General features: G+C 32.8%; 23 protein-coding genes. 11 read left to right on the top strand and 12 right to left on the bottom strand.

Going from position 1 to position 23,521, the window contains the following annotated elements; translation table 11 throughout:
• The first annotated feature begins 42 nt into the window (after window positions 1-42).
• A complete protein-coding gene (locus tag ACRBBL_RS15990; RefSeq protein WP_431370075.1) occupies window positions 43-606 on the top strand; it encodes a metallophosphoesterase family protein in 564 nt (187 codons plus the stop codon).
• Window positions 607-665: 59 nt separating this feature from the next.
• Here the strand turns inward: ACRBBL_RS15990 and ACRBBL_RS15995 are convergent, their stop codons facing one another.
• Window positions 666-2,570, bottom strand: coding sequence for a hypothetical protein (locus ACRBBL_RS15995; RefSeq protein WP_431370076.1), 1,905 nt, complete (start codon window positions 2,568-2,570; stop codon window positions 666-668).
• Between the two features lie 218 nt (window positions 2,571-2,788).
• On the opposite strand from ACRBBL_RS15995, the gene ACRBBL_RS16000 reads away from it, so the two are divergent.
• Window positions 2,789-3,289, top strand: coding sequence for a hypothetical protein (locus ACRBBL_RS16000; protein WP_431370077.1), 501 nt, complete (start codon window positions 2,789-2,791; stop codon window positions 3,287-3,289).
• Window positions 3,290-3,361: 72 nt separating this feature from the next.
• Here ACRBBL_RS16000 and ACRBBL_RS16005 read toward each other — a convergent pair whose 3' ends face one another.
• From ACRBBL_RS16005 to ACRBBL_RS16020, 4 genes are all read right to left on the bottom strand, one after another.
• On the bottom strand, window positions 3,362-4,105 hold the full coding sequence (locus tag ACRBBL_RS16005) for a uracil-DNA glycosylase family protein (RefSeq protein ID WP_431370078.1): 744 nt from the start codon (window positions 4,103-4,105) through the stop codon (window positions 3,362-3,364).
• Between the two features lie 2 nt (window positions 4,106-4,107).
• Window positions 4,108-4,848, bottom strand: coding sequence for a hypothetical protein (locus ACRBBL_RS16010; RefSeq protein WP_431370079.1), 741 nt, complete (start codon window positions 4,846-4,848; stop codon window positions 4,108-4,110).
• 3 nt (window positions 4,849-4,851) lie between these two features.
• A complete protein-coding gene (yaaA, locus tag ACRBBL_RS16015) occupies window positions 4,852-5,610 on the bottom strand; it encodes a peroxide stress protein YaaA (protein ID WP_431370080.1) in 759 nt (252 codons plus the stop codon).
• A 122-nt stretch (window positions 5,611-5,732) separates the two neighbouring features.
• On the bottom strand, window positions 5,733-6,389 hold the full coding sequence (locus tag ACRBBL_RS16020; RefSeq protein WP_431370081.1) for a VOC family protein: 657 nt from the start codon (window positions 6,387-6,389) through the stop codon (window positions 5,733-5,735).
• A 103-nt stretch (window positions 6,390-6,492) separates the two neighbouring features.
• Between ACRBBL_RS16020 and ACRBBL_RS16025 the strand changes: the two genes are divergently transcribed.
• The 3 genes from ACRBBL_RS16025 (at window position 6,493) to ACRBBL_RS16035 (ending at window position 8,469) form a co-directional block, all read left to right on the top strand.
• Window positions 6,493-7,245 carry a hypothetical protein gene (locus ACRBBL_RS16025; RefSeq protein ID WP_431370082.1) on the top strand — a complete coding sequence of 251 codons (753 nt, stop codon included), beginning with the start codon at window positions 6,493-6,495 and terminating at the stop codon, window positions 7,243-7,245.
• A 47-nt stretch (window positions 7,246-7,292) separates the two neighbouring features.
• Entirely contained in the window at window positions 7,293-7,844 is a 552-nt protein-coding gene (locus ACRBBL_RS16030) for a hypothetical protein (RefSeq protein WP_431370083.1), read from the top strand.
• Window positions 7,845-8,025: 181 nt separating this feature from the next.
• Complete coding sequence (locus ACRBBL_RS16035) at window positions 8,026-8,469, top strand: hypothetical protein (protein WP_431370084.1); 444 nt, start codon at window positions 8,026-8,028, stop codon at window positions 8,467-8,469.
• 205 nt (window positions 8,470-8,674) lie between these two features.
• On the opposite strand, the gene ACRBBL_RS16040 is transcribed toward ACRBBL_RS16035, so the two are convergent.
• Together ACRBBL_RS16040 and ACRBBL_RS16045 are read right to left on the bottom strand one after the other, a co-directional pair.
• Window positions 8,675-9,715 carry an RluA family pseudouridine synthase gene (locus ACRBBL_RS16040; protein WP_431370104.1) on the bottom strand — a complete coding sequence of 347 codons (1,041 nt, stop codon included), beginning with the start codon at window positions 9,713-9,715 and terminating at the stop codon, window positions 8,675-8,677.
• Window positions 9,702-10,331: a PASTA domain-containing protein gene (locus ACRBBL_RS16045; protein WP_431370085.1), complete on the bottom strand. Its 630-nt coding sequence runs from the start codon at window positions 10,329-10,331 to the stop codon at window positions 9,702-9,704. Before ACRBBL_RS16045 ends, ACRBBL_RS16040 begins: the two co-directional genes overlap by 14 nt.
• A 121-nt stretch (window positions 10,332-10,452) precedes the next feature.
• Here ACRBBL_RS16045 and ACRBBL_RS16050 point away from each other — a divergent pair, with 121 nt between their 5' ends.
• Together ACRBBL_RS16050 and coaD are read left to right on the top strand one after the other, a co-directional pair.
• A complete protein-coding gene (locus ACRBBL_RS16050) occupies window positions 10,453-11,433 on the top strand; it encodes a D-alanine--D-alanine ligase (RefSeq protein ID WP_431370086.1) in 981 nt (326 codons plus the stop codon).
• Window positions 11,434-11,469: 36 nt separating this feature from the next.
• Entirely contained in the window at window positions 11,470-11,922 is a 453-nt protein-coding gene (coaD, locus tag ACRBBL_RS16055; protein ID WP_431370087.1) for a pantetheine-phosphate adenylyltransferase, read from the top strand.
• Between the two features lie 298 nt (window positions 11,923-12,220).
• Here coaD and ACRBBL_RS16060 read toward each other — a convergent pair whose 3' ends face one another.
• The 3 genes from ACRBBL_RS16060 to ACRBBL_RS16070 form a co-directional block, all read right to left on the bottom strand.
• Window positions 12,221-14,404, bottom strand: coding sequence for an ATP-binding protein (locus tag ACRBBL_RS16060; RefSeq protein WP_431370088.1), 2,184 nt, complete (start codon window positions 14,402-14,404; stop codon window positions 12,221-12,223).
• A complete protein-coding gene (locus ACRBBL_RS16065; protein ID WP_431370089.1) occupies window positions 14,394-16,610 on the bottom strand; it encodes a response regulator in 2,217 nt (738 codons plus the stop codon). The genes ACRBBL_RS16060 and ACRBBL_RS16065 overlap by 11 nt, the downstream gene beginning before the upstream one ends.
• Window positions 16,611-16,694: 84 nt before the next feature.
• Complete coding sequence (locus ACRBBL_RS16070) at window positions 16,695-18,305, bottom strand: SulP family inorganic anion transporter (protein WP_431370090.1); 1,611 nt, start codon at window positions 18,303-18,305, stop codon at window positions 16,695-16,697.
• 194 nt (window positions 18,306-18,499) lie between these two features.
• Between ACRBBL_RS16070 and ACRBBL_RS16075 the strand changes: the two genes are divergently transcribed.
• Window positions 18,500-20,266: a M14 family metallopeptidase gene (locus tag ACRBBL_RS16075; RefSeq protein WP_431370091.1), complete on the top strand. Its 1,767-nt coding sequence runs from the start codon at window positions 18,500-18,502 to the stop codon at window positions 20,264-20,266.
• Between the two features lie 45 nt (window positions 20,267-20,311).
• Here ACRBBL_RS16075 and ACRBBL_RS16080 read toward each other — a convergent pair whose 3' ends face one another.
• Window positions 20,312-20,893 carry an NUDIX hydrolase gene (locus ACRBBL_RS16080; RefSeq protein WP_431370092.1) on the bottom strand — a complete coding sequence of 194 codons (582 nt, stop codon included), beginning with the start codon at window positions 20,891-20,893 and terminating at the stop codon, window positions 20,312-20,314.
• A gap of 7 nt (window positions 20,894-20,900) precedes the next feature.
• Between ACRBBL_RS16080 and pyrE the strand changes: the two genes are divergently transcribed.
• Both pyrE and ACRBBL_RS16090 read left to right on the top strand, forming a co-directional pair.
• Window positions 20,901-21,545 carry an orotate phosphoribosyltransferase gene (gene pyrE, locus ACRBBL_RS16085; protein WP_431370093.1) on the top strand — a complete coding sequence of 215 codons (645 nt, stop codon included), beginning with the start codon at window positions 20,901-20,903 and terminating at the stop codon, window positions 21,543-21,545.
• A 111-nt stretch (window positions 21,546-21,656) separates the two neighbouring features.
• Complete coding sequence (locus ACRBBL_RS16090) at window positions 21,657-22,049, top strand: SRPBCC family protein (protein WP_431370094.1); 393 nt, start codon at window positions 21,657-21,659, stop codon at window positions 22,047-22,049.
• Between the two features lie 275 nt (window positions 22,050-22,324).
• Here ACRBBL_RS16090 and ACRBBL_RS16095 read toward each other — a convergent pair whose 3' ends face one another.
• Window positions 22,325-23,056 carry a biotin--[acetyl-CoA-carboxylase] ligase gene (locus tag ACRBBL_RS16095; protein ID WP_431370095.1) on the bottom strand — a complete coding sequence of 244 codons (732 nt, stop codon included), beginning with the start codon at window positions 23,054-23,056 and terminating at the stop codon, window positions 22,325-22,327.
• A gap of 92 nt (window positions 23,057-23,148) precedes the next feature.
• Here ACRBBL_RS16095 and rsfS point away from each other — a divergent pair, with 92 nt between their 5' ends.
• Window positions 23,149-23,520, top strand: a complete 372-nt coding sequence (rsfS, locus tag ACRBBL_RS16100; protein WP_431370096.1) for a ribosome silencing factor — start codon at window positions 23,149-23,151, stop codon at window positions 23,518-23,520.
• Window position 23,521 lies beyond the last annotated feature (1 nt).

A 23,521-nucleotide genomic window follows, 5' to 3' on the forward strand; every position in this document is an offset into this window, starting at 1 on the left:
AACCGAAGCTTAAAAAATACTATTGAATTAAAAATTAAAAAAATGAGTACTATATTTTTTACTTCAGATCATCACTTTGGACATAAAAACATTCTTAAATTTTCTGAACGACCGTTTGCGGATGTTGATGAAATGGATGAAGTATTGATCCAACGATGGAATGAAAAAATAAAACCCGAAGACGAAGTATATCACTTAGGTGATGTGGGACTTGCTTCTTCAGGGAAATTAAGAAAGATTTTAGACCGTTTACACGGGAAAATCTATTTGATTAATGGAAACCACGAAAAATCTGCGCAAGCCTGTCATACACGTTTTGAATGGATTAAAGACTATTATGAGTTGGTTGTAAAAGACGACGAGTTTGAACGTGGTGAGCAACTAATTGTATTATTTCATTATGCGTTGCGCGAATGGAATGCCTCACATTGGGGAACATATCATTTGTATGGACATTCACACGGAACCTTAGCTGATATTGATACTTCTTTATCATTTGATATCGGTGTTGATTGTCACGACTTTTATCCGTTATCGTACGAAGAAGTCAAAGCCATTATGAAGACCAAGAATTGGAAACCTCCTTTTGAAAAAGGAAATCGATGATAAAAACAGAAACCTCCAAAAGTTAATTTTGGAGGTTTTTTATGTATTTATTCTAGATATTAATTATTAATCGGATCGCCATTACCATCAACGTTTTCCCATGAGCGAAAAAAGACATTTCCACTAGTATCAACTGGTCCAAGATAATTAAAGCGAGCTCCTATTCCTGTCCTATTATTAAAGTTATCGAAAACTTTACATGTGCTATCCCAAAGCTGATTGGAATACATTAACTCACTTCGCCCCGTATTTGTTCTGACAACTTGATTTTGCGAAACATATACCTCAGAAGCTGTAGTTGGAATTCCAGAATTTGATTCAAGCGTATGTCTAATTAACCCTAAGAAAAAAGGCGTAGAAACTCCTTCAACAAATGTCTCATCAGAGAATATCTTATTTCCACGAACAGTCACATTTTGAAAATCACTTTTTATATTTATAAATGCTGGATGATCTCCTGTTACTGGAGAAATATAATACCCAATATTATCTGTGATATACGTTCTTCCTTTATACCATACATCTACAAATATTTGAACACTCGTATTATGAAATGTATTTCCAACAATTTTAGCATTTCCAGAACCATTTTGAAGTTTAACTCCCATATCATAAAAATTATTTCCTCTCAGTTCTAATCCATCTGTATACGCTGCTAATAGTCTACTTCCAGAGCCAATAACTAAATTCCCTGTGTTACGATATTCACAATTGATCATTTTTCCATGCATATTCCTGAAATCAGGATTAGCAGTTGGATCTTCATTTCTAAAATTCACGCCGCCTGAAGGTTTAATTCCTGATGGTAAGTCTCCTGTTATACCCATTTTTACTTTTAAGTCATCTAAGCTTGCAGTATCAAATTTACAATTGTAATACTGAATTCCACTTGCAGAACCTTTTACCAATCTTCTAAAAGCATAACGAATGGTACAATTGTCAAAAATAAAACGATGTGCAGCATCAGAAATATAATCTTGATCTACAATGTGAATGATATCGCCATCATCACCATAAACCCATTCAAAAACAGAATTCGTCATAGTAACTTTGGTTTTTCGAGGTGCTACAATCGTATCCGTATGATTTATGTTATAAAATAATGCGCGTGCAATTCCTACTCCATCGTTAATCTCGCCGTTTTGTCCTCCATTAATTTCTGAGATTCTCAAGTTATCACCGTTTACTACACTACCATCTACTATAAATAGTTGTATTCCTGCAGCTCTATAATCATGTCTAATATTTAACAAATTTGATATTGTAATATCTCTTAGCGTAACATTATCTACATTTTCTATTCGAAATGCATTTGCCATTTTTTTATCTCCATCAACCGTAATTCCTTTTACTGTAAGATTGTCTAAATCTATAAAATCAAAGATTTCTAAACTTATATGTGTTGTTGTATTGTTGGTAAGTAGGCTTCCATAACCTATCAATGTAAAATCTCCTGCTCTATTTACTACAATTTTAGTATCAGTTCCTATAACGTAGTCTTGTGTTAAGGTTACATGATTGGCATTTTGACACGCTGCATTGATCGCTGCGTAATCATCTACCGAAAGATCTCCTTTTGCGCCATACCATTCTGGATAAAATGTATCATATACAACAGTGTTTGATAATACAATTGAAGTTTCAAAAATTTGCCCTAAAGGCGCTTCAATTTTCGTATTATTCCCTCTTAAAGTTCCATTTGAAAGCATTCCGCCTTCAAATCGAAGTGTAACATTTATTGGCATGTTTACCGTAATTCCTCCTAAGTCAAAATCTGAACGGATAACCCACACAATATTTGGTGAGAAAGATGCTGCTTGCGACCAATCAAAGTTAGATGGTAGCACTGCATAATCATTCGTTACAGATTCCATTTTGTTCATTTTAGTAGCGTTCGCAGATATGCTATTTACACACAACATACCGATCATTACCATTAAAATTTTAAGTGTTTTTTTCATCATTTTTATCTTTATTTTTTATCTATTACAAAGATAATTTATCGCTTCCGCGTGATGAAATATTTAGCACTAAGCATGCTGCAACTACAGGAAACACAAGAGGTTTAAGATTTTAAAGCATTTTTTTAATCTTCAAAAAACAGTCTGAAAAACTATAATTTTTTACACCTATTTTTTAATCAGATAGTTTTTATATATTTGAGTACATTAAAACCTTTATTATGATTAAAAAAATATGTATCCTAACAGTACTACTTTGCACTTTTGCGACTATTCAAGCACAAGATTTTAAAGTTCCGAATTATGTATTTGAAAAAGCAGAAGATTATGCTAAGTATGAACAAGATGTCGTTGCGGCAACAAAATGGCTTATTGAAACACCAATCAACTCTCAAGCGAATAAACGCGCTAAAGTGAATGCTTTTTTACTCAAATGGTTTGAAGGAACACCAAATATTACTTTTAATATCAATAGCGATATTGTCACATTTATGGAAGAATCTCCTGAATCATTTATGATTTACCTTGCTGGATGGGCTTCCTATTGCATTGAGAATAAAGACTATAAAAATGAGTTACAAGGAAATGTTCGTGGAATAGAAAGTGTGATTGCATTTTATAACGCTAACAAAAAAACAACAGGTAAAATAAAGCCTATAGAGCGTTATAAAAAATTAAAGAAAAAAGGAAAGTTAGAAAAACACTTAAAGTCTAAACTATAATATTCCAAGCTTATAAAACATATACTTCAATAGATTATAAGAAATCTATTTTATAGGAATACTACACCTATTTTAAAAAAACTCGCGATACTGCAAAACCCGAAAATCAAAAGTTGTGAATTTCGGGTTTTCCTTTTTGAGTGTTTTGTATAACGGAATACTTCCAATAGCACGATTGGCTGCACCAGAAGATGAGGTTAAGGAAACGGTTTTAATGATTCGCGATTGCATTTTAACAGCATCTCGACTGCGCTCGATGTGACAAGGTTGAGCAGATGCTGAATCAAGTTCAGCATGACATGTTTTTTCAGCTAAGCTCAAATCAAATTGATGAATTCTTGGCACCGTATCCGAAACAACTTCGAGTTTGAGGTTATACGGTTTGATATGTTTTCTAAAAAAATATTCTGGACCATTTTTAGAGTTTCCACCAATGAAGAGAATGGTATGAATGCTTGGATATTGCTGTAAATATCCTATTACATCACGTAATTGAATGTTTTGCATTCCTAAATCAGATGCATCTATTTTTTGACGTTCGCAACTGTCTACAATATCGCAAACGCCAATTTTATGCTTGATAAAGAATTGCTTTCGTTGATCAATGGCTTCTTGCGAATTGTCATAGCGCAATTTCAAATTGAATATTTCATCAATAAACAACCATAACGAGTTATAGTAACTTCCGTAACAGAAGTTGACATCCTTTTCGAGTAATTCGCCTGTGGAAAATCGCGGTGGTGGCAATGTGCCAACAATTAGTTTTTCAGTATCTGGCTGAATAAAAGGTTGGTATGGATGTTTGTGTAGAAACATACCTAGTATTGATTGTCCAATTCTTCACGAAATTTACGCACATTCGTAACGACTTGTCGATATGTTCTCCTATTTTGTGGCGTCATGTGGTCCGATTCCGTAATGACTTCATCTAATATTTCGATCGCTTTTCCCTTTTTTCCGTTTTTATGGTAAAATTTAGCCAATATCAAACGTTCAGCATAATTAGAATACCGCTGATCAATATTTTTTAAGTTTTGTTCTGCTTCTTCTATTCGTCCTAATTTATCTAATGCCAAACCATAAATATATTGTGATCTAGAATTTTTAAACTCGTGATTATCTTTGATTTGATCTGCCAAACGAATCACCTCTTCATAATTTTGAGATTGACTCATTGCGCTAATCATCTGAGTTATGACATAAAAATCTTTTTGAAAATTTCCTTTCAAAGCCGCTTCATACTGAATACTTGCATTTTCATAATCACGATTTTCAAAATGGGCATCTGCCAATGCTACTCTATTCTGAAATGTATCTGAAAAAGCCAAACGTTTTTCTGCTTCTTTTACCTTTCGTGATGGCGCAATTACTGTTGCTATTTCCTCAGTAACTTTCTCAATATCCGTTTTATTTATTACTTGTGTTAAAATGTATAAAATAGCTCCTAATAGCGGAAGCATTAATATTATTAAATACCAGAAATAATCTTTACCATTTTTATATGCATGATACAAACAGCATACTTGAAGTATTAAAACAGGTGTTAAAAAACGAATCATATTTTATCGTGTAAATACTAATTCGTTTCCGTTAGATAGTTCTTCACTAAAGCCATAACCTTCATAGTTAAACCCTTTTAGATCGTCAATCGTTTTTGCGTCTGTGTCAATAATAAAACGTGTCATATACCCTCTAGCTAGTTTTGCATAGGTCATGATAGTTTTATATTCGCCATTCTTAAAATCTTTAAAAACAGGCGTAATTACAGGGACTTTCAACCCTTTTGCATCAACTGCTTTGTAATATTCGTTGCTGGCTAAATTCACAAACAATTCGCCGTCTTCAAGTTCACTGTTTAATTGCGTTGTAATTTTCTTTTTCCAAAACTCATATAGGTTTTTATTTTTACCTACAGGAAGTTTTGTGCCCATTTCCAAACGATATGCTTGCATTAAATCTAATGGTTTTAGCAATCCATATTGTCCTGATAAAATTCGCAACGTATTTTGTAATACATCAATTTTTTCTTCGGGAAGTGTAACCGCGTTTAATCCTTGAAAAACTGCACCACTAAATGTGTAGATACTTGGTCGTGCATTTTTTATGGTAAATGGCAATGCCCAATCTTGATTTCGTTGATAGTTTAAATCTGCTAATGCATCAGAAATCTTCATCAATTTAGATAAACTTTTAGGAGATTTCTTTTTTAAGATTTTACTCAATCGTTCTGCTTCTTTTAAAAAACAAGCTTCGGTATATTTTTCTGTTGGAATACTACTTTCTAAGTCTAATGACTTTGCTGGAGATATTACAATTTTCATTTGTATGTTGTTTATTTTATGAATGCTGTCAAATGGAATTCGCCAATAATCCTATCGGTTGATAGGAACTGATTGTTACGACTCATTTCATTTGTATGTTGTTTATTTTCTGATTGTTAAAATTACGCTTTTTCTGTGACTATTGTTCCGTTTAAAAAGGCAAAATTATAGTCGCCTTTTATATAAAAGTCGGCTGGATGCGCTTCTTCTTGCGTTGGGAACCATTTTTTCTTGATATTATTTACCAGAATAAATAAACCTTCGGAAGTTCCTACTGCGCAAAATCGTTCAAATCCACCATCATAAATCGCAATAGGACGCATTGCATTTAGTTGATTATAAATCGTTTCAATATGTGTAGAAACGATTCCAATTTCACAAACACTTAGTATGTCTGTCGTTGAAAAAGGGTCTGTACTTACGTTGTTTGTATCTTTTCGCGAAATAAATTCGACAATATTTCCATCAATATCATAAAAATACAAGGCTTCTGCATTCCAGTTAGAAAAATCAGCAACAGTTTCACCTTCACACAACAAAATTTCTGTTCGCTGTTGAGTCCATTCTAACGCTTGTTGAATTTTATTGGGCGAAATAGCAATTGCAAAATGTGCAGGATATATTCGTTCCGATTTCACAAAAGTTAAAGAAGAAGCACCAACTTTTATTGTAAACGTTCCCGCGGAAGCGGCAACTAAAGGCATCTCTAACACTTGCGTGTAGAATTCTTGCTGTGCTTCTAAGTTTGTTGTAAAAAGGGTGAGTTCGTTAATTTTCATAGCATAAAAATAATGTTTTCCAGAAAAAGAAAATAGGCTTTTAAAGAGTTATCTTTTATATTGAAATAAAGGTTTCCTATATTACAGCACTCAATACTATTATATGATTACAGCACTATTTATTGTTTCTGGAATTGGATTTACTTTTATTCTTTACACAGTATTTAAGCCACTGACTGCTGAAGAAAAGGAGGAAAAAGCTCGATTAAAAAAAAGTTTAGAAGACGATCGCATTTTTGATCCTGAAACTGGTGTATATATTTCATTGGAAGAAGCAGAATCTGGTCAATGGTCTACAGACGATCGAGAAAAACATTATTTACCTGAACTACAATTATCTGAAGAAGGAGACAATCTTAAAATTGCAGTCGATTATCTTAATAAGAGTCAATATTATACAAAAACTGGTCCGCTTCCTGATACTGAATACGATATTATAGAGTCAAGTAATATATTGAGCAAATATGAAGATTGGTACTACTCCAACACTTTAAAATTTGATAAAGGCTATGCTTTTCTTCCTACAGTAGGAGATGGCTTAGATGGCTCATTGCTCATGTTTTTAATAAAAATTAATTCCTTAAAAGGGCATTATTATTTAAGAGAAAAAGATGTTTCAGAAAAATTCTTTGACCTTTTGAGAAAAGACGATGATTTGGACTTAAAAAATTACGAAAGTTTTACAATAAGACGTTCTAAAAATATTCAAACGATTGATCGATTTTTGAAGATTTTTGAAAATGAAAAAGGATTAGAAATTGAAATAAATGACACGTATCTTTTGATAAAGACCTTGAAATTGGTCAATATTGATGATATAAAAAGAATTGAACGTATTGTCCAAAGAATAAGGTAGTAACTATTTGCTGTAACAAAACGGTATTTTCTTGCACTTATTTGTATATGAAAATCAAATCTAACGCAGCTCCACAAGAACTAAATTCTCCTTTTTATCAAAAGAATCAAGAGTTTTGCCAAACCTTTGAAAAGTTTGTAGCGAGCAAAAACGGATTGGTTAAGGGAAAGTTTAATGCGTGGAGTTATTTGATTTATGGAAAGATTACTGCAAACTACGATTGGGACTTAAAGTACAAACGCGCTATTTATTCAAGTACAGGAAGTATTTTTTCACTGCTATATAGAAATGAAGTTGTACTGACGTTAGCAGAATGGATATGTAATGATATAGACACGAATGATACCTCTTTTTTTATTCGTAAAAAGAAGTTTTTAGATCGATTAAATCCAAAATTTTCACAAGCAAAAAATCATAAATATGTCATCACGTCAAAAGGAAAATCATCAATCTTTGCTTCACAAATAATTCAAATTTTAGCACCTCTTTTTGAATCTGAAGAAATCTTTAAAATTCGATTGAAAAATGGCAAGTTAATAATTGAATTAAGAAGTGAAACAGCCCATTTGGATGTTTTGGATGAATTGTTGTTGGTTTAGGTTTGGTGTTTGGCAATTTATTTAAAATTCAACATTTAGCATTTAACATTCTTTATACCTTATTTATTTTCACTTCCGTAGATTTGACAATAAACTTCTAAACGCATACACGGCTCAACTTCATAAAAAATACTATCTTGCAGCGCTAAAATTTAGGACTCATAAAATAAATTACATAAAGATGAAATTATTCAAATCCGTTGATAAAGTGTTAGCTCGTATGGGAAGTTCAAAAGCTACTGATCGTGCTTATAACGAACCATTAACAGCAGATGTCATAAAAAAAATCCCTGGTGAGCAACTTGCGGTTTCTGAAGCTGGAGGAATTTGGGCTGCATTACAAGAATTGAACGGTTATGTTTTTATGGAGTTGATCGTTTTAGATACTACTAAAATTAAGACTTTTAAAGGTGTTACCATGACTTTTTTAGGTGATACTGAATTAAAATTAACATCAGATAGCGGTGAAATTAAATCTGATTTTTCAGATGTTTTTAATCGTTGGCTGACAGAGATCAGCTTTGAAATCACAAAGAAAGATTTGAATTTTATTAAAAAGAAAAAATACACTCAAATTCAACTTGATTTTAAGAATAAGTCATTGTTGTTTGATTTGAAGAAATGATTTCGATTCCGCTCAATCGACTTTCTTAGACTTTCTTAGACTTGTTAGACTTGTTAGAAAGTAAAATACTACATGTAGTTGCATAGTAAAAACTCGTAAACTTACAAACCTATTGTTTACACTAAACTTGCTGAAGTGCATTAGAGTCTCAAAATATTCTTTGAAACTTCTCAATCCTAACACCAAATACCTAATACCCAAAAAACTACAAGTCTATATGCTTGGCATAATTACGCCATTTTTCTACACACTCTGCAATATCTGTTGGAACTTCTGAATTGAAACTCATCTTCTCTCCTGTTCTTGGATGAATGAATCCGAGTGTTTTTGCATGCAATGCTTGTCTTGGTAGAATTTTAAAGCAATTGTCTACAAATTGTTTGTACTTCGTAAAGGTTGTTCCCTTTAAAATGCGCTCGCCGCCATAACGTTCATCATTAAATAAAGTATGACCAATATGTTTCATGTGCACACGAATTTGATGTGTACGACCAGTTTCTAGTTGACAAGAAACCAACGTTACATATCCGAAACGCTCTAAGACTTTGTAATGTGTAACTGCTGCTTTTCCTTTGTCGGCATCATCACCGTAAAACACAGTGTTTTGCAATCTGTTTTTAGGATGACGACCAATGTTTCCTTCTACAGTACCTTCATCTTCTTCTACATTTCCCCAAACAAGTGCATAGTAAATTCGCTCCGAAGTTTTATTAAAAAACTGCTTTGCCAAATGTGTCATTGCATCATCTGTTTTAGCCACTACTAACAATCCGCTAGTATCTTTATCGATTCTGTGTACCAATCCTGGACGTTCGTTTGAGTTTTTTGGAAGATTATCAAAATGATAAATCAACGCATTAATCAACGTTCCTGAATAGTTTCCGTGCCCTGGATGCACTACCATTCCTGCTGGTTTATTTACGACTAGTAAATCGTCATCTTCGTAGACAACATCAATCGGAATGTTTTCTCCAACCAATAAATTCTCATACGGCGGATACGCAAATAATACTTTAATTACGTCGTTTCCTTTTACTTTATAATTAGACTTTACAGGTGTATCATTAACATAGATATTACCATCTTTGGCAGCTTGTTGAATTTTATTTCGGGTTGCTCCTTCAATAAAATTCATCAAATATTTATCTATACGTAATGGTTGCTGTCCTTTTTCGGCAGTAAATGAATAGTGTTCGTATAAATCGTCTGATTCTTCTTGTGGTTGTGGAAAATTATTCTCCTGCATTGTTGTCGTTTTCGTCTGTATTGCTTGATCCTGGACGTTTTCCATTTCCAAGTATCAATTCTATTTTTGACATTTTTGGAAGTCTTTCATTTGGCTTCAAAGGTTTGCCTTTGTATTGCATTCCCAACACCATATCTTTCCCAATATTATCTTTATATGTTACTTTTTCCACTCCAAAACCTACTGCTTTTAAAGTTGATTCGGCTGTTCTTCTTGTAATTTGAATTACATGCGGAACAGTTACTTCTCTATATTTTGATGGATTGATTTTTAGATATATTTTTCGTCCTTCTTTTACTTTTTTCCCTGCAACTGGATGTTGCTCAATGATTGAAAATGCAGGAAAATCAGGATTGTAATTTACAGTATCTTGTATGGTATAGCTCAAGTCAGTATTTTCCAATTTAATTTTGGCATCTTCAAATGAAAGTTTTGCCAAATTAGGAACTGTTTTAAATTCTCCATGATTCGTAGAAAAACTAAGCCATGTTGTAATTAAAAAAACCAATACAATAGCAATTCCAATAGCAATTCCTATCTGTATTGAAAATACTTTAAATATAGGAAATCGGTTAAAAAAGGCTTTGATTGCCGAAAGAAGCTTTTTAAAATTCATTTCTAATACGTTTTAATGGGACAAATATACATACTATTATTCCTAATATTCTACTTTGAATTGTCCACAAATACATTTACTTTCGTTTTTAGAACGTTTATTTGTCTTATTTCTTATAAAAATGAAGAAAAATATTGCCATCATTATGGGCGGTTATTCAAGTGAATACGCCATTTCATTGAAAACTGGAGATGTTGTATCTAAGCATTTAAATGCTGCGAAATATAATGTTTACAAAGTACATATTTTTAAAGAAAAATGGGTTTGTGTTACTACAGATGCTGCCGAATTCCCAATTGATAAAAACGATTTTTCTGTTACGATTGATGGCATTAAAATTACTTTCGACTGTGTGTTTAATGCTATTCATGGAACACCTGGCGAAGATGGTTACATACAAGGCTATTTGGGACTTATAGGAATTCCGCATACAAGTTGTGGTATGTACCAAGCTGCATTGACTTTTAACAAACGTGATTTGTTATCTACTTTAAAGCCTTACGGAGTTAAGTGCGCCACTTCGTATTATTTGAATGCTGGCGATGCAATTGATAAAACTGCTATTGTTGAAAAAGTAGGATTGCCTTGTTTTGTGAAGGCAAACAAAGCTGGAAGTAGTTTTGGGATTTCTAAAGTGTATAAAACTGAAGAACTTGAAAATGCAATTGCTGTAGCCTTAAAAGAAGATGATGAAGTTATTATTGAATCCTATTTAGATGGTGTAGAAGTTTCTGTTGGTGTTATAAATTATCAAGGAAAAGTTACGGTTTTACCTATTACCGAAATTGTTTCCGATAATGATTTCTTTGATTATGAAGCTAAGTATTTAGGACAATCGCAAGAGATTACACCTGCACGAATTTCTCCAGAATTAACCGAGAAAGTATCAAAAGCTGCAAAATCTATTTATGAAATTTTAAAAATGGATGGTTTTTCGCGAAGTGAATTTATTTTTAAAGATGATGAACCTTATTTGTTAGAAGTAAATACGGTTCCAGGAATGACCGAAGAAAGTATTTTACCGCAACAAGCAAAAGAAGCTGGAATTTCCCTTGAACAATTATTTGGCAATGCTGTTGAATTGGCTTTTGCTAAAAAGTAGTACCTTGTCCTAGTTTTTTATAACAATCATCACAACATGAAACGAGCTATTTTTCCAGGGTCTTTTGATCCAATTACTTTAGGACATTACGATATTATAAAACGTGGCATCAAATTGTTTGATGAAGTTATTGTTGCTATTGGTGTAAATTCTGCTAAAAAATATATGTTCAGTCTAGAACAGCGCAAGAAATTTATTGAAGATTCTTTTAAGGATGAACCAAAAGTTACTGTAGTAACTTATGAAGGTTTAACGGTTGATTTCTGTGAAAAACATAATGTGGATTTTATTTTACGCGGACTTAGAAATCCTGCCGATTTTGAGTTTGAAAAAGCCATTGCACATACCAATCGTGATTTAGCACCGATTGAAACTGTCTTCTTATTAACAGCTGCAAGTACTTCTTATATTTCGTCTTCTATTGTTCGTGAAGTTATTCGCCACAATGGAGATTATACGTTACTAGTTCCTGATACGGTTAGGGTTTAGATTGGGTGTTAGGTGTTAGGTGTTAGGTGTTAGGTAAAATCTTAAATAAAAAAGGGTTTCAAAGTACTTCTCGATACAAAATTTTATACTAAAATTTCACTCGAAGTGACGTGTTGAGTTATTGAGAAACAGATTGAGATTGTCGCAAGTTTTTATCAAAACACTCGCAAAGACGTTTCAAAGAAGTTTAAGAATACACGCGAAGCGATCTACATTTCGACTCCGCTCAATGTTCTTATATCCCCAAAAGTGAAGCGAGTCTAATAATCTAAAAATCTAAGAGCGAAGCAAGTCTAAATCAATCCATATATTTCTGAATCAGCGTAAATAATTGCGATGCCACAAACGGTTTTATAATCATATCATTCATTCCTGAATTGACGATTTTAGGCAAGCTATCATCCAATGAAACTGCCGTAAATGCAATAATTGGCACTTTTTTATTGAATCCTCGAATGACTTTCGTTGCTTCATAACCATCCATTTCCGGCATGTGAATATCCATCAAAATTAAATCGTAATGATTGTTCCTTACAATTTCAATGGCTTCTGCACCACTTGCTACAATATCTGTTGTGATTTGTTTTGTAGATAGGATTTTTTTCGTCAACATCTGATTGATTTTGTTATCATCAACCACCAACATTTTTAAATGACTAAAATCTACATCTTCAATACTAGTTTCAATATTCAAGTCAACATTATCCGTTGCTTTTGGGAAACTAATATCAAAAGTAAATGTAGTTCCGACATTCACTTTACTTTCTAAATGAATCTCACTATTGTATAATTTCAAAAGTTTTTTTACAATCGACAATCCTAAACCAGAACCTTGATATTCTTCATTGACTGCATCATAATTTTGTGAAAACATTTCAAATACTTTTTCCTGCTTTTCTTTCGGAATTCCGATTCCTGTATCTTGAACACAAAAATGCAATTGCACATCGTCATCTGTTTCATCTAGTTTTTCAACACTCAAACGAATGATTCCATTTTTGGTAAACTTAATTGCATTACTAATAAGGTTGATTAGTATTTGAGAAATTTTCAAACTATCACCTACTAACAATTCTGGAATTTCCCTATCATACGCTATATTAAGTTCGTTTTCTCGGTCTTTTATCAACAAATCAAACGACTTAATTATATTATCAATATTCGCTTTTAAATTAAACGTAGACGCACCAATTGTAATCGTGTTATCTTCTAGTTTATTTGCTTGCAGAATATTATTTACTAACGATAATAAATGATCTCCCGAAAATTTTAACGATTTTAAATATTGCTGTTGTGATGGTTTTGGATTTTCTTCTAAAAGCAAATGTGTGATTCCTGTAACTGCATACAAAGGTGTTCGCAATTCGTGACTCATCATAGAGAAGAAGTTTGATTTGGTTTTTGAAGTCATTTCTGCTTTCAGTTTTGCTTCTTCCAATTTGTTTTGTTTGATTCGCAACAATTTGTTACTTTTTATCTTTTTATAAATTGCTTTTACGATCAATGTTCCCAAAATAATACAGCCAATCAATAACAAAACAATAATGACTAACACTACTTTAAATCGGTTGACAATGATGCTTTTTTGGTAATTTTTTTCCTCTAAAACATCAAGTTTAAGTTGATCTTTACTTAAACTATAATTTGCCAACAATTCTTCTTGTAAGCTTGCACGATCTTTCTCTAGTTTCTCTTTTAACTTTTGATGATAATTTAACGTAGCTTCTCTCTCTTTATCAATTTCTCCTTTCGACTTATATATTTCGGCTAATTGTCGGTACGAACTTGCTAAATCGTTAACATGGACATATTCGTTTGCGATATGTTTCTCTAAGAACTTTTGTGCATTTTCATAGTCATCCAAATAATAATATGCATCGCCTTTTGTAAACTCCAGATAGTTCATTCTGGCAGTAAAAAAGTTTTTATTATTTGAAGATGCTTTCACACGTTGCTCTATTTCTTTAACAAATTTCAATACGCCTACATATCGTTTTTCGGCTTGCAACAAAGCTATTTTTGCCCAATCTAACACCAATATATCCTCTACATTTTGTGTAGTTTTAGCAATAGCATAACCAGTTTTAAGGTAATTATGTCCTTCTCGGAAGTTTTCTTGCATTGTTGCCATTCGAATCAAATCGTGATATATCAATACAATTCGTCGCTTATTGCCTAGTTCCGTATATAGTTTGAGTGATTTTTCATAATAATTCTTTGCTTTTCCTAAATATTGCATTCGCTTATATGTAGTAGCCAATATACTATAGGAATAGGCTAATGCTTGGTCATTTTCATTATTGGTAGCATGTTGAATGGCAATGTAACTATATGAAAGTGCTTGCCCGAAACTAAAGTCTCTTGCAAGCTTAAATGCTTTACCATTTAGCGAGTAAATACTATCTATAGATATTTCTTGCGCATTTAATTGTGCACAAGCAAACCAGCAAAGAATGATATGTAAGATATAGTTACTCTTCACTTGATTGGTGTATTACATAATCTATTTTATCGTACAGCATTTCTGGCTCAAATGGTTTGCTAATTACGCCGCTAATTTTAGTATTGACCACTTTTGAATACGCATCTGAAATTTCCATTGCTGTTAAAAGAATAATTGGAACGTTGTTATTGTTTTCTCTAATTTTTTGAATCGTTTCCAGACCGTTTAATTTAGGCATGAACATATCCATTAAAATCAGGTCAAACTTTTGCTTTTCTATAATATCTAATGCAGAAAAACCACTGAGTACAACTTTGGTTTGTATTTGTTCTCGTTCTAGAATTTTTTGCGTCAACAATCCGTTCACAGCATTATCGTCCACAATTAAAATGCTTAAGTCTTTAAAATTATAGGTTTTATTTTCAAACTCAATTTCGTCTTCCACATTAGAAGCTTCTACTTTTTGCAATTCCAATTCAAAATAAAATTCAGTACCTCTGTTTAATACGCTCCGTAAATGCAGTTTTGATTTTAATACTTTTAGTAAATTATTTACTGTGGTTAATCCTAAACCTAAATCCAGATAACCATTATTTTCATTGAGCACAATTCCTTTTTCAAGGTTTTCAAAAATTACATGTTTTTTTTGCTGAGGAATTCCTAAACCATTGTCTTTAACCGAAAACTTCAACGTAACTGTTTCATTGGTTTCTGCTATCTGATTAATCTTTAATCGAACATTGGCTTCCATATTGTAACGAACAGCATTATCTAACAGATTGAAAAGGATTTGCGAAATCTTTAGGCTGTCACCAAGTAATAAGTTCGGAATATTTTCGTCAATCTTAATATCAATATTATTGCGATTCTCTTTCACCAAAAAGTTTACGGAAGTAATTACATTTTTTACATTTTTACGCAAATCAACATTTTCTTCAACAGCTTCCATTTTGCTTGCTTCTACTTTATTCATTTGAAGAATATTATTAATAATTGCAAGTAAATGTTCGCCCGAAAATTTTAGAGACTTTAAATAACGCTCTTGAAATTCCGCTGGTTTTTCTAATAATAATAAATTGGTCATTCCGATAATAGCATACAAAGGTGTACGCAATTCATGACTGATTAACGAAAAGAAGTTTGTTCGAATTTTGGAAACATTTTCAATTTGCTTCTTTGCTTCAACTAGTTGCTTGTTTTGTCCGCTTAATAAAGCATTTGTTCGAACTCGTGTTCGTTGATTTAAATAGAAAACACCTGTTAGCAAGACCAAAATCACTAAAATGATAATAAAGATCGTTGTTAGTTTTCGGTAGTCGTTTATATATAACTCTTTATCTTCTTGTTCTTGCTCAATTTTTTCCAATTTCCCTTCATATTCTTCAATTCCATATTTTAGTACAATTTCGGAGAGTAGTGCAGACTTTTTATACAAGTTATATAATTCATAAGCTTCAATATGTTTTGCTAACGCTTCTAGTTCTGCTCTTTTGTCTCCTCTTTTTATGTAAATATCTGCAAGATCTTTATATGCAAACGACAACAATTCCAAATGTTCTTTATGAGAATCATCACACATAGAAATTGCATCTTTATAATACGCTTCAGCTTCATCAATTTTTCCTTGCAACAATGCAGATTTCCCACTATAATAATATGAACCTTGAAGCATAGCTTCATTTGGCGGATAATTAGGATTATCCATACAATATTCAATAACTTTTTGAAAACAATCTTTCGCCTTACCATAAACTCCTTTGGCAACATGTAGTTGCCCAATATGATATTTTGGTCTTATAGAACTTATGTCATTACTAAATTTTTTGGAAAGTACTAAACTTACTTTTAAATGAGTTTCTGCTGCTTCTAGTTCTCCGTTTTGAAATAAGTAATAACCAAGATCACTATGAATTTGCATTAAACGTTTTTCGTTGTTCTTTTTTGTGAAGTATACAATCGCCTTATTGTAATTTTCAACAGCGCGCTCCTTATAGTGCATATGAACATACACCACACCAAGTGTGCAATAACTTTCAGCAATAAGACTGTCGTTTTTTACATGAATAGCTTGCCTTAATGCACGCTCACTATATCTAATTGCTTGATTAAATTTTCTTTTTACTGAGAGCTCTTTAGCTACTTCTTGAAGTTGGATAATACTATCTTTTACTATGGTACGATTTGTTTGTCCATGCAATACAGATGCAAAGACAAAAGATAATAAAAACAATCGTAAGGCAACCATGTTTTAGTAAGTAGGCTATAAATCGGTGCAGAAGATACAAAAATTAGCGTAGCTTTTTATTTTTTTAACGCTATCAGCACTAGATTATTTTTGCAAATCCATCATTACATAATATCTAGGATCATCTATAGCATCCTCAATTACATTTGCCAACTTTGGAGAAGCTTTAACCATTAACGCTTTACAGTCTTCACTTAAATGTTTGATACGTACTTGCTTTCCTGCTGTTTCGTATTTTTGTATCAAATTAAAAATTGCTTCCAATGCAGAGTGGTCAGAAACTCGTGACTCCATAAAGTCAATTACAACAACATCCGGATCATTCTTTATGTCAAATTTACTGTTGAATGCTTGAATACTTCCAAAAAATAAAGGACCAAAGATTTCGTATACTTTAGTTCCGTTTTCCAATACTTTTTTACGTGCACGAATACGCTTTGCATTTTCCCATGAAAATACCAATGCAGAAATAATAACACCCGCAATAACTGCTACTGCTAAATCTTTCCAAACAGTAATTAAAGAAACTGCAATTAATACAATAGCATCACTAATAGGTATTTTATTAAGAATTCTAAAACTACTCCAAGCAAAAGTTCCAATTACAACCATAAACATCACTCCTACTAATGCGGCAATTGGTACTTGTTCTATTAAACCAGAAGCAAAAAGAATAAAACATAATAAAGCAACAGCGGCAACAACTCCAGAAAGTCTTCCGCGTCCACCACCTTTTATATTAATGATAGATTGTCCAATCATTGCACAACCTCCCATTCCACCAAAAAGTCCGTTTAAAATATTTGCACCACCTTGCGCCAAACATTCACGGTTACTATTTCCGCGAGTTTCTGTAAGTTCATCTACTAAATTTAACGTCATTAATGATTCTATCAATCCAATTGCTGCTAAAATAAATGCATAAGGTGCCATGATTAACAGGTTTTTCAAACTCCACAATTCAGCAGAGAATATACCTGTTTGAAATTGTGGTAAGCCACCTTTCAATCCTGTACTTTTTCCATCACTACCTTCTACAATAAATGATTTTACAGTAGCTACATCATCAAAATTTCCTAAAATAACAATTGCAGAAACCACAATAATAGCAATTAAAGCCTCTGGCAATTTTTTGGTTAATTTTGGTAATCCCCACATAATCAACATCGTTAATCCTACCAAACCAAGCATAATCCACAAAGCAACACCTTCTAGCCAAACTTTAGTATCTCCACTTCCTGATTTGAACATTTCTAATTGCGACATAAAAATCACAATTGCCAAACCATTTACAAATCCCATCATTACAGGATGTGGAATCAATCGAACAAATTTTCCAAGTTTAAAAGTTCCTGCCAACATTTGAATGACACCAACCATCAATAAGGTAATGAATAAAAATTCCAGCCCTTGCTTGCCCATTCCAGCATCAACTCCAAACGCATTTCCTTTCGCTACCAAAGCAACCATTACTACTGCCATGGCTCCTGTAGCACCAGAAATCATTCCTGGTCGTCCACCAAAAATTGCGGTGATAATTCCCATCATAAAAGCTCCATACAATCCAACCATTGGAGGAATATCTGCCACAAAAGCAAACGCAACTGCTTCTGGCACTAATGCCAAAGCTACCGTTAATCCACTTAAAATATCATTTTTGGCATTTGCCGCGCGCTTTCTAATAAACTCAGTCATAATTATTTGCTCTAATTTTTCTTAAAATTAAGAAGCGGCAAAAATACAGTTATTATTTCTATTGACAAGTTTTTTCGATATATGAATTGCAACTACAAAAACATAGCTCGTGTGCGCACTACGTTTATATATAAAATTTAAAAAGTAGCGTTTCTATTTTTTTGCCTAAGTTTGAAAAGCCAAAACCTATTTCGATGAAAAAAATACTATTCTGCTGCTGTGTTTCTTTATTTTTTGCCTGCTCTTCAGAAAAAAAGGACACAAAAACTACTTACGATTTTACAACTATTTTTGAAAAATCTGGCGGAACACAAACACCAACATACTCAGAAGTAATTTCCTATTATACCGCTTTGGCGGATGCGTACAATGAAATTCATTTGGAAACGATTGGAAATACGGATGCTGGCAAACCGTTACACTTAGTCACTTTTAACCCTGATGGGAAATTTGATTTTGAGAACATTCGCAAAGAAAAAACCATTTTATTAGTCAATAATGGAATTCATCCTGGCGAAAGTGATGGAATTGATGCTACAATGATGCTCATGCGTGATTTGGCAAACGGAAAAAAAGAAGCGCCTAAAAATGTAGTAATTGCAGCAATTCCTGTATATAATGTTGGTGGAAGTTTAAATCGTAATTCTGGCACAAGAGCCAATCAAAATGGTCCAGAAGCCTATGGTTTTCGAGGAAATGCTCAAAATTATGACTTGAATCGTGATTTTATCAAATCGGATACACGAAACGCAAAAGCATTTGCAGAAATATTTCACAAAGTACAACCAGATGTTTTTGTAGATAATCATGTGAGTAATGGTGCCGATTATCAATACACATTGACACATTTATTTACGCAACACAACAAATTAGGACATGAAGCTGGAGCATTTCTTCACAATACTATGATGCCCGATTTGGAAGCTACATTACAAAAAACTAATTGGGACATTACGCCGTATGTAAATGTTTTTGGGCGTACGCCAGAATCGGGATTCTCTCAATTTATGGATTCGCCACGCTACTCTACAGGATACACAACTTTGTTTAACACCTTAGGTTTAATGGTAGAAACACACATGTTAAAACCATATAAACAACGCGTAGAAGGAACCTATGCGTTGATGGATGCATTGATAGAGAATATTGAAACCAAACATCATTCAGACATAAAATCGATTCGCAAAAAAACACACGAATCTTTTGTAAATGCTAAAACGTATCCTGTGCAATGGAAATTGGATAGAGAGCAAAAAAGCACCTTAAACTTTAAAGGTTTTGAAGGAAACTTTGTTGATAGTGATCTAACTGGTCAAAAGCGTTTAAAATACGATCCTAGCAAACCGTTTACGAAAGAAGTAGATTATTATAATTATTTTAAGATAACCAAAAAAGTTTCCGTACCAAAAGCATACATTATTCCGCAAGGTTGGCATCATATTATTGATTTGTTAAAACTGAATAATGTGACGCTTGAAACTTTTAAAAACGATACTATTATTGATGTAGAAGTGTATCACATTAAAGATTTTAAAACTTATACCAATCCGTTTGAAGGTCATTATACACATTACAATACTGAAGTAACTAAAACCTTGCAAAAAATTAGTTTTAAAAAAGGTGATTTTATTGTAAACACCAATCAACTAGCATTTCGCTATTTACTAGAAACACTAGAACCAGAAGCTGTAGATTCGTTCTTTAATTGGAATTTTTTCGATACTATATTACAGCAAAAAGAAGGGTTTTCAGCCTATGTTTTTGAAGATGAAGCCAAAGAATTGCTCGCAAAAAACCCTGAATGGAAAACTGAATTTGAACAACTAAAAGCTACCGATAAAGAATTTGCAGAAAGTGCTTCACAACAATTACGTTGGATTTACAAAAAATCCGATCATTACGAAAAAGCACATTTACGTTATCCTATTTTTAGGATCGTTAGATCGTTAGATCAAAAATAAAAAAGTCTAATCATCTAAAAATCTAACAAGTCTAAGTAGTCTAAACTAAAACAACAACTTTATATTTTCATACGAATTTTGCAATGCTAATACTGCATCTGCATCATTTCTCCATTCCACTTGCATAATATCTTCTTCAATCTGTGGAAGCAACTCGCCTTCGTATTTCGTTTCCATCTTGTACCAATGCGTTAACTTCAAGCGATATTCACCATTTCTTTTAAAGATATGATAGGTTTTCATTAAAAACTCGGTAATTGACAAACCTGTTACGCCAGTTTCTTCTTCCACTTCTCGGATGGCTGTTTCTTCAATATTTTCGCCTTTTTCAGTTTTGCCTTTCGGCAGATCCCACTTTCCGTTTCTAAAAATAAATAAGGTTTCTTGTTTGTCATTTTTCACCAAACCGCCCGCCGCTTCTACTAATGGAAGCTTTGTGTAAAGCAATGGAAGCAACTCTTCGCTTTTATCGTGATAAAGTATCGCTTTATCTATTTTTCCCGCTCCCAATTTCCCTATAAGCCACTCTAAATCAACGTCTTTCAGCAGATAGGTGTCAGAAATTTCACTCTTTTGAACTTCATTTGATAGAATAATGAGCTTTTCATTGATAAAAACTTTATACATTTGCACTATGATTTTTGATAAGAATACAGCTAAAAAGACTGCCGAATTATTGTTGCAAATTAACGCAATTAAATTACAACCACAAGAACCTTTTACTTGGGCTTCTGGTTGGAAGTCGCCAATATACTGCGACAATAGAGTTACCTTATCGTTTCCACCGATACGAAACTACCTAAGAGAGCAGTTTGCAAAACACATTGACAAAGAGTACGGAAAGCCTGATGTTATTGCTGGTGTAGCTACTGGCGCTATTGGAATTGGAATTCTAGTAGCAGAATATTTAGGTGTCCCATTTGTATATGTACGACCTGAAGCAAAAAAACACGGAAGACAAAATCAAATTGAAGGATTTATCCAAAAAGGGCAAAATGTTGTCGTTGTAGAAGATTTGATTAGTACAGGAAAAAGTAGCTTAAATGCCGTAAAAGCATTAGACGCTGCTGAAGTAAATGTAAAAGGAATGGTTGCTATTTTTTCGTATAATTTTGATATTTCTAAAGAAAACTTCAAAAATGCTGGTGTCAATTTACACACATTAAGCAACTACGAAAATCTTTTAGAGCAAGCCTTAGATACCAATTACATTACATCTGCAGAGTTAGAAACTTTGGAGAATTGGCGAAAAGATCCTGCAAATTGGAACGCTAATTGATTAATTACTGAAAAATAACAATATGAAATGAGCCTTTTACTAATATTGATACATTCAAAAATAGTTATTGGCGAATTCCATCTGACAGAATTAAAATAATATAACACACAGATGAACATAGAAAGCCCAAAAGTAAACGTAGATAAATCTCCCCAAGAACTTTACGATTTTTTGACGAATGTTGAAAATTTTGAAAAACTAATGCCTGAAAATATCAGCAAGTTTGAAGTTTTGGCAGAAGGCAAATTTCTTTTCGCATTGAAAGGGATGCCCGAAATTGTATTAAAATTACAAGAAAGCACACCAACCAGTCAAGTTGTACTTGGTGCTGCATCAGATAAATTACCATTTACACTTACAGGAAACATTCAGGAAGCTGGAGAAGGAAAATGTGAAGCACAATTGGTATTTGAAGGCAAATTCAACCCAATGATGTCTATGATGATCAAAGGACCAATTGGGAAATTTGTAAATACGCTTGCTGAAAATATGAGTAAATTATAATTTAAAAACACATACTTTTATAAAAGCTGAATGAAGTGATCTTTGTTCAGCTTTTTTGTTTTCATCGACTTCCGTTAATACAATAGATTATAGAGTTTTTCAATTATAAATGTAAAAAGTATTATAAGAAGATACGCGAAGCGATCCACATTTCGACTCCGCTCAATGTTCGTATATTTCCAAAAAAGCGTTCACGCGGAGCTTGTCGAAGCGAAGCCATCTAAAAGCAAGCGCGTCTAACTATCTAAAAATCTAAGAGTGCAAGTGCGTCTAAATCAATACATCAATTTAATTTCTTTCAAATCAAAAGCAGTCATAATATCATCTTCTAGCAGTACATTCAGTTTTCCATCTTCGGCAACGCCTTGAATAAATCCCATAAACAAGTCTCCATTCGTGTTTTGAAAAGTAGAAGGTTTATCTTTTCTGAATAATAATGATTCATACTCTAATTTAAGTTCTGCAAAAGAGCGATCGGTAATTAATATGGAATATTTTTTTAATTGTGCAGCAATATGAAACATCACTTCATCCAAATCGAAATGAATTCCTGTAATTTTTTTTAATGATGTAGCATTCAGGTTTACTTCAAAATCTGTCTGATTCACATTTAGTCCAATTCCGATAATGGCTGCTGTCATTTTGCTATTTTGTATGACACTTTCTATCAAAATCCCACATATCTTTTCATTCTCTGCCAAAATGTCGTTTGGCCATTTAATAGCTAATTTAGGAATTTGAAAGTGTTTTAATGCCTTATAAATTGCTAATGAAGTTGCCATACTAATGTAGAATTGCTCATCATTTTCTAGACAAAAAACCTTTTTAAACACACTAAACGTAAGGTTTTTGCCTTTTTCTGAACTCCATTTCGTCCCCATTTGACCTTTTCCAGCGCTTTGAGAAGCAGCTGTGACAATTGTAAAATCTTCCAACTTTTCTTCTAAACTAAGCTGTCGTAAGTAGGTGTTAGTGGAATCAATGGCATCAAGTTTGATTATTTTCATCGTATATTTAAAAAACTTTAGATATTCTTATGATAAAGGAGTTACAAATAACATTTAAAAGTAATACTTTTGTATAAAATATAAATAATTGAATGACAAAAACTAAGGTAAGCACTGATCAATTGATTACAGGCATCATAAAAGGGATAGAAGAAGTAAAGGGAAATGATATCACCATCTTAGACTTACGCGAAATAGAAAATACAGTTTGTGACTACTTTATAATTTGTAATGGTACTTCTAACACACAGGTAAATGCCATTGTAGGTTCTGTTCAAAAATTGGTTAGTAAAGAACTTAAAGACAAGCCTTGGCACATTGAAGGTGCTGAAAATGCTGAATGGGTATTGATGGATTATGTAAACGTAGTAGTACATGTATTCCAAAAACACATCCGAGAGTTTTATGATATTGAAGGACTTTGGGGAGATGCTAAAGTAACCTCTATTCAAGCAAATTATTAAA

Source organism: Kordia sp. (assembly GCF_050633145.1).
Lineage (GTDB): Bacteria > Bacteroidota > Bacteroidia > Flavobacteriales > Flavobacteriaceae > Kordia.

Bases quoted from the DNA above. Each gene is read 5' to 3' on its own strand.
- ACRBBL_RS15990 (WP_431370075.1), top strand. From the start codon at position 43: ATGAGTACTATATTTTTTACTTCAGATCATCACTTTGGACATAAAAAC.
- ACRBBL_RS15995 (WP_431370076.1), bottom strand. From the start codon at position 2,570: ATGATGAAAAAAACACTTAAAATTTTAATGGTAATGATCGGTATGTTG.
- ACRBBL_RS16000 (WP_431370077.1), top strand. From the start codon at position 2,789: ATGATTAAAAAAATATGTATCCTAACAGTACTACTTTGCACTTTTGCG.
- ACRBBL_RS16005 (WP_431370078.1), bottom strand. From the start codon at position 4,105: ATGTTTCTACACAAACATCCATACCAACCTTTTATTCAGCCAGATACT.
- ACRBBL_RS16010 (WP_431370079.1), bottom strand. From the start codon at position 4,848: ATGATTCGTTTTTTAACACCTGTTTTAATACTTCAAGTATGCTGTTTG.
- yaaA (WP_431370080.1), bottom strand. From the start codon at position 5,610: ATGAAAATTGTAATATCTCCAGCAAAGTCATTAGACTTAGAAAGTAGT.
- ACRBBL_RS16020 (WP_431370081.1), bottom strand. From the start codon at position 6,389: ATGAAAATTAACGAACTCACCCTTTTTACAACAAACTTAGAAGCACAG.
- ACRBBL_RS16025 (WP_431370082.1), top strand. From the start codon at position 6,493: ATGATTACAGCACTATTTATTGTTTCTGGAATTGGATTTACTTTTATT.
- ACRBBL_RS16030 (WP_431370083.1), top strand. From the start codon at position 7,293: ATGAAAATCAAATCTAACGCAGCTCCACAAGAACTAAATTCTCCTTTT.
- ACRBBL_RS16035 (WP_431370084.1), top strand. From the start codon at position 8,026: ATGAAATTATTCAAATCCGTTGATAAAGTGTTAGCTCGTATGGGAAGT.
- ACRBBL_RS16040 (WP_431370104.1), bottom strand. From the start codon at position 9,715: ATGCAGGAGAATAATTTTCCACAACCACAAGAAGAATCAGACGATTTA.
- ACRBBL_RS16045 (WP_431370085.1), bottom strand. From the start codon at position 10,331: ATGAATTTTAAAAAGCTTCTTTCGGCAATCAAAGCCTTTTTTAACCGA.
- ACRBBL_RS16050 (WP_431370086.1), top strand. From the start codon at position 10,453: ATGAAGAAAAATATTGCCATCATTATGGGCGGTTATTCAAGTGAATAC.
- coaD (WP_431370087.1), top strand. From the start codon at position 11,470: ATGAAACGAGCTATTTTTCCAGGGTCTTTTGATCCAATTACTTTAGGA.
- ACRBBL_RS16065 (WP_431370089.1), bottom strand. From the start codon at position 16,610: ATGGTTGCCTTACGATTGTTTTTATTATCTTTTGTCTTTGCATCTGTA.
- ACRBBL_RS16070 (WP_431370090.1), bottom strand. From the start codon at position 18,305: ATGACTGAGTTTATTAGAAAGCGCGCGGCAAATGCCAAAAATGATATT.
- ACRBBL_RS16075 (WP_431370091.1), top strand. From the start codon at position 18,500: ATGAAAAAAATACTATTCTGCTGCTGTGTTTCTTTATTTTTTGCCTGC.
- ACRBBL_RS16080 (WP_431370092.1), bottom strand. From the start codon at position 20,893: ATGTATAAAGTTTTTATCAATGAAAAGCTCATTATTCTATCAAATGAA.
- pyrE (WP_431370093.1), top strand. From the start codon at position 20,901: ATGATTTTTGATAAGAATACAGCTAAAAAGACTGCCGAATTATTGTTG.
- ACRBBL_RS16090 (WP_431370094.1), top strand. From the start codon at position 21,657: ATGAACATAGAAAGCCCAAAAGTAAACGTAGATAAATCTCCCCAAGAA.
- ACRBBL_RS16095 (WP_431370095.1), bottom strand. From the start codon at position 23,056: ATGAAAATAATCAAACTTGATGCCATTGATTCCACTAACACCTACTTA.
- rsfS (WP_431370096.1), top strand. From the start codon at position 23,149: ATGACAAAAACTAAGGTAAGCACTGATCAATTGATTACAGGCATCATA.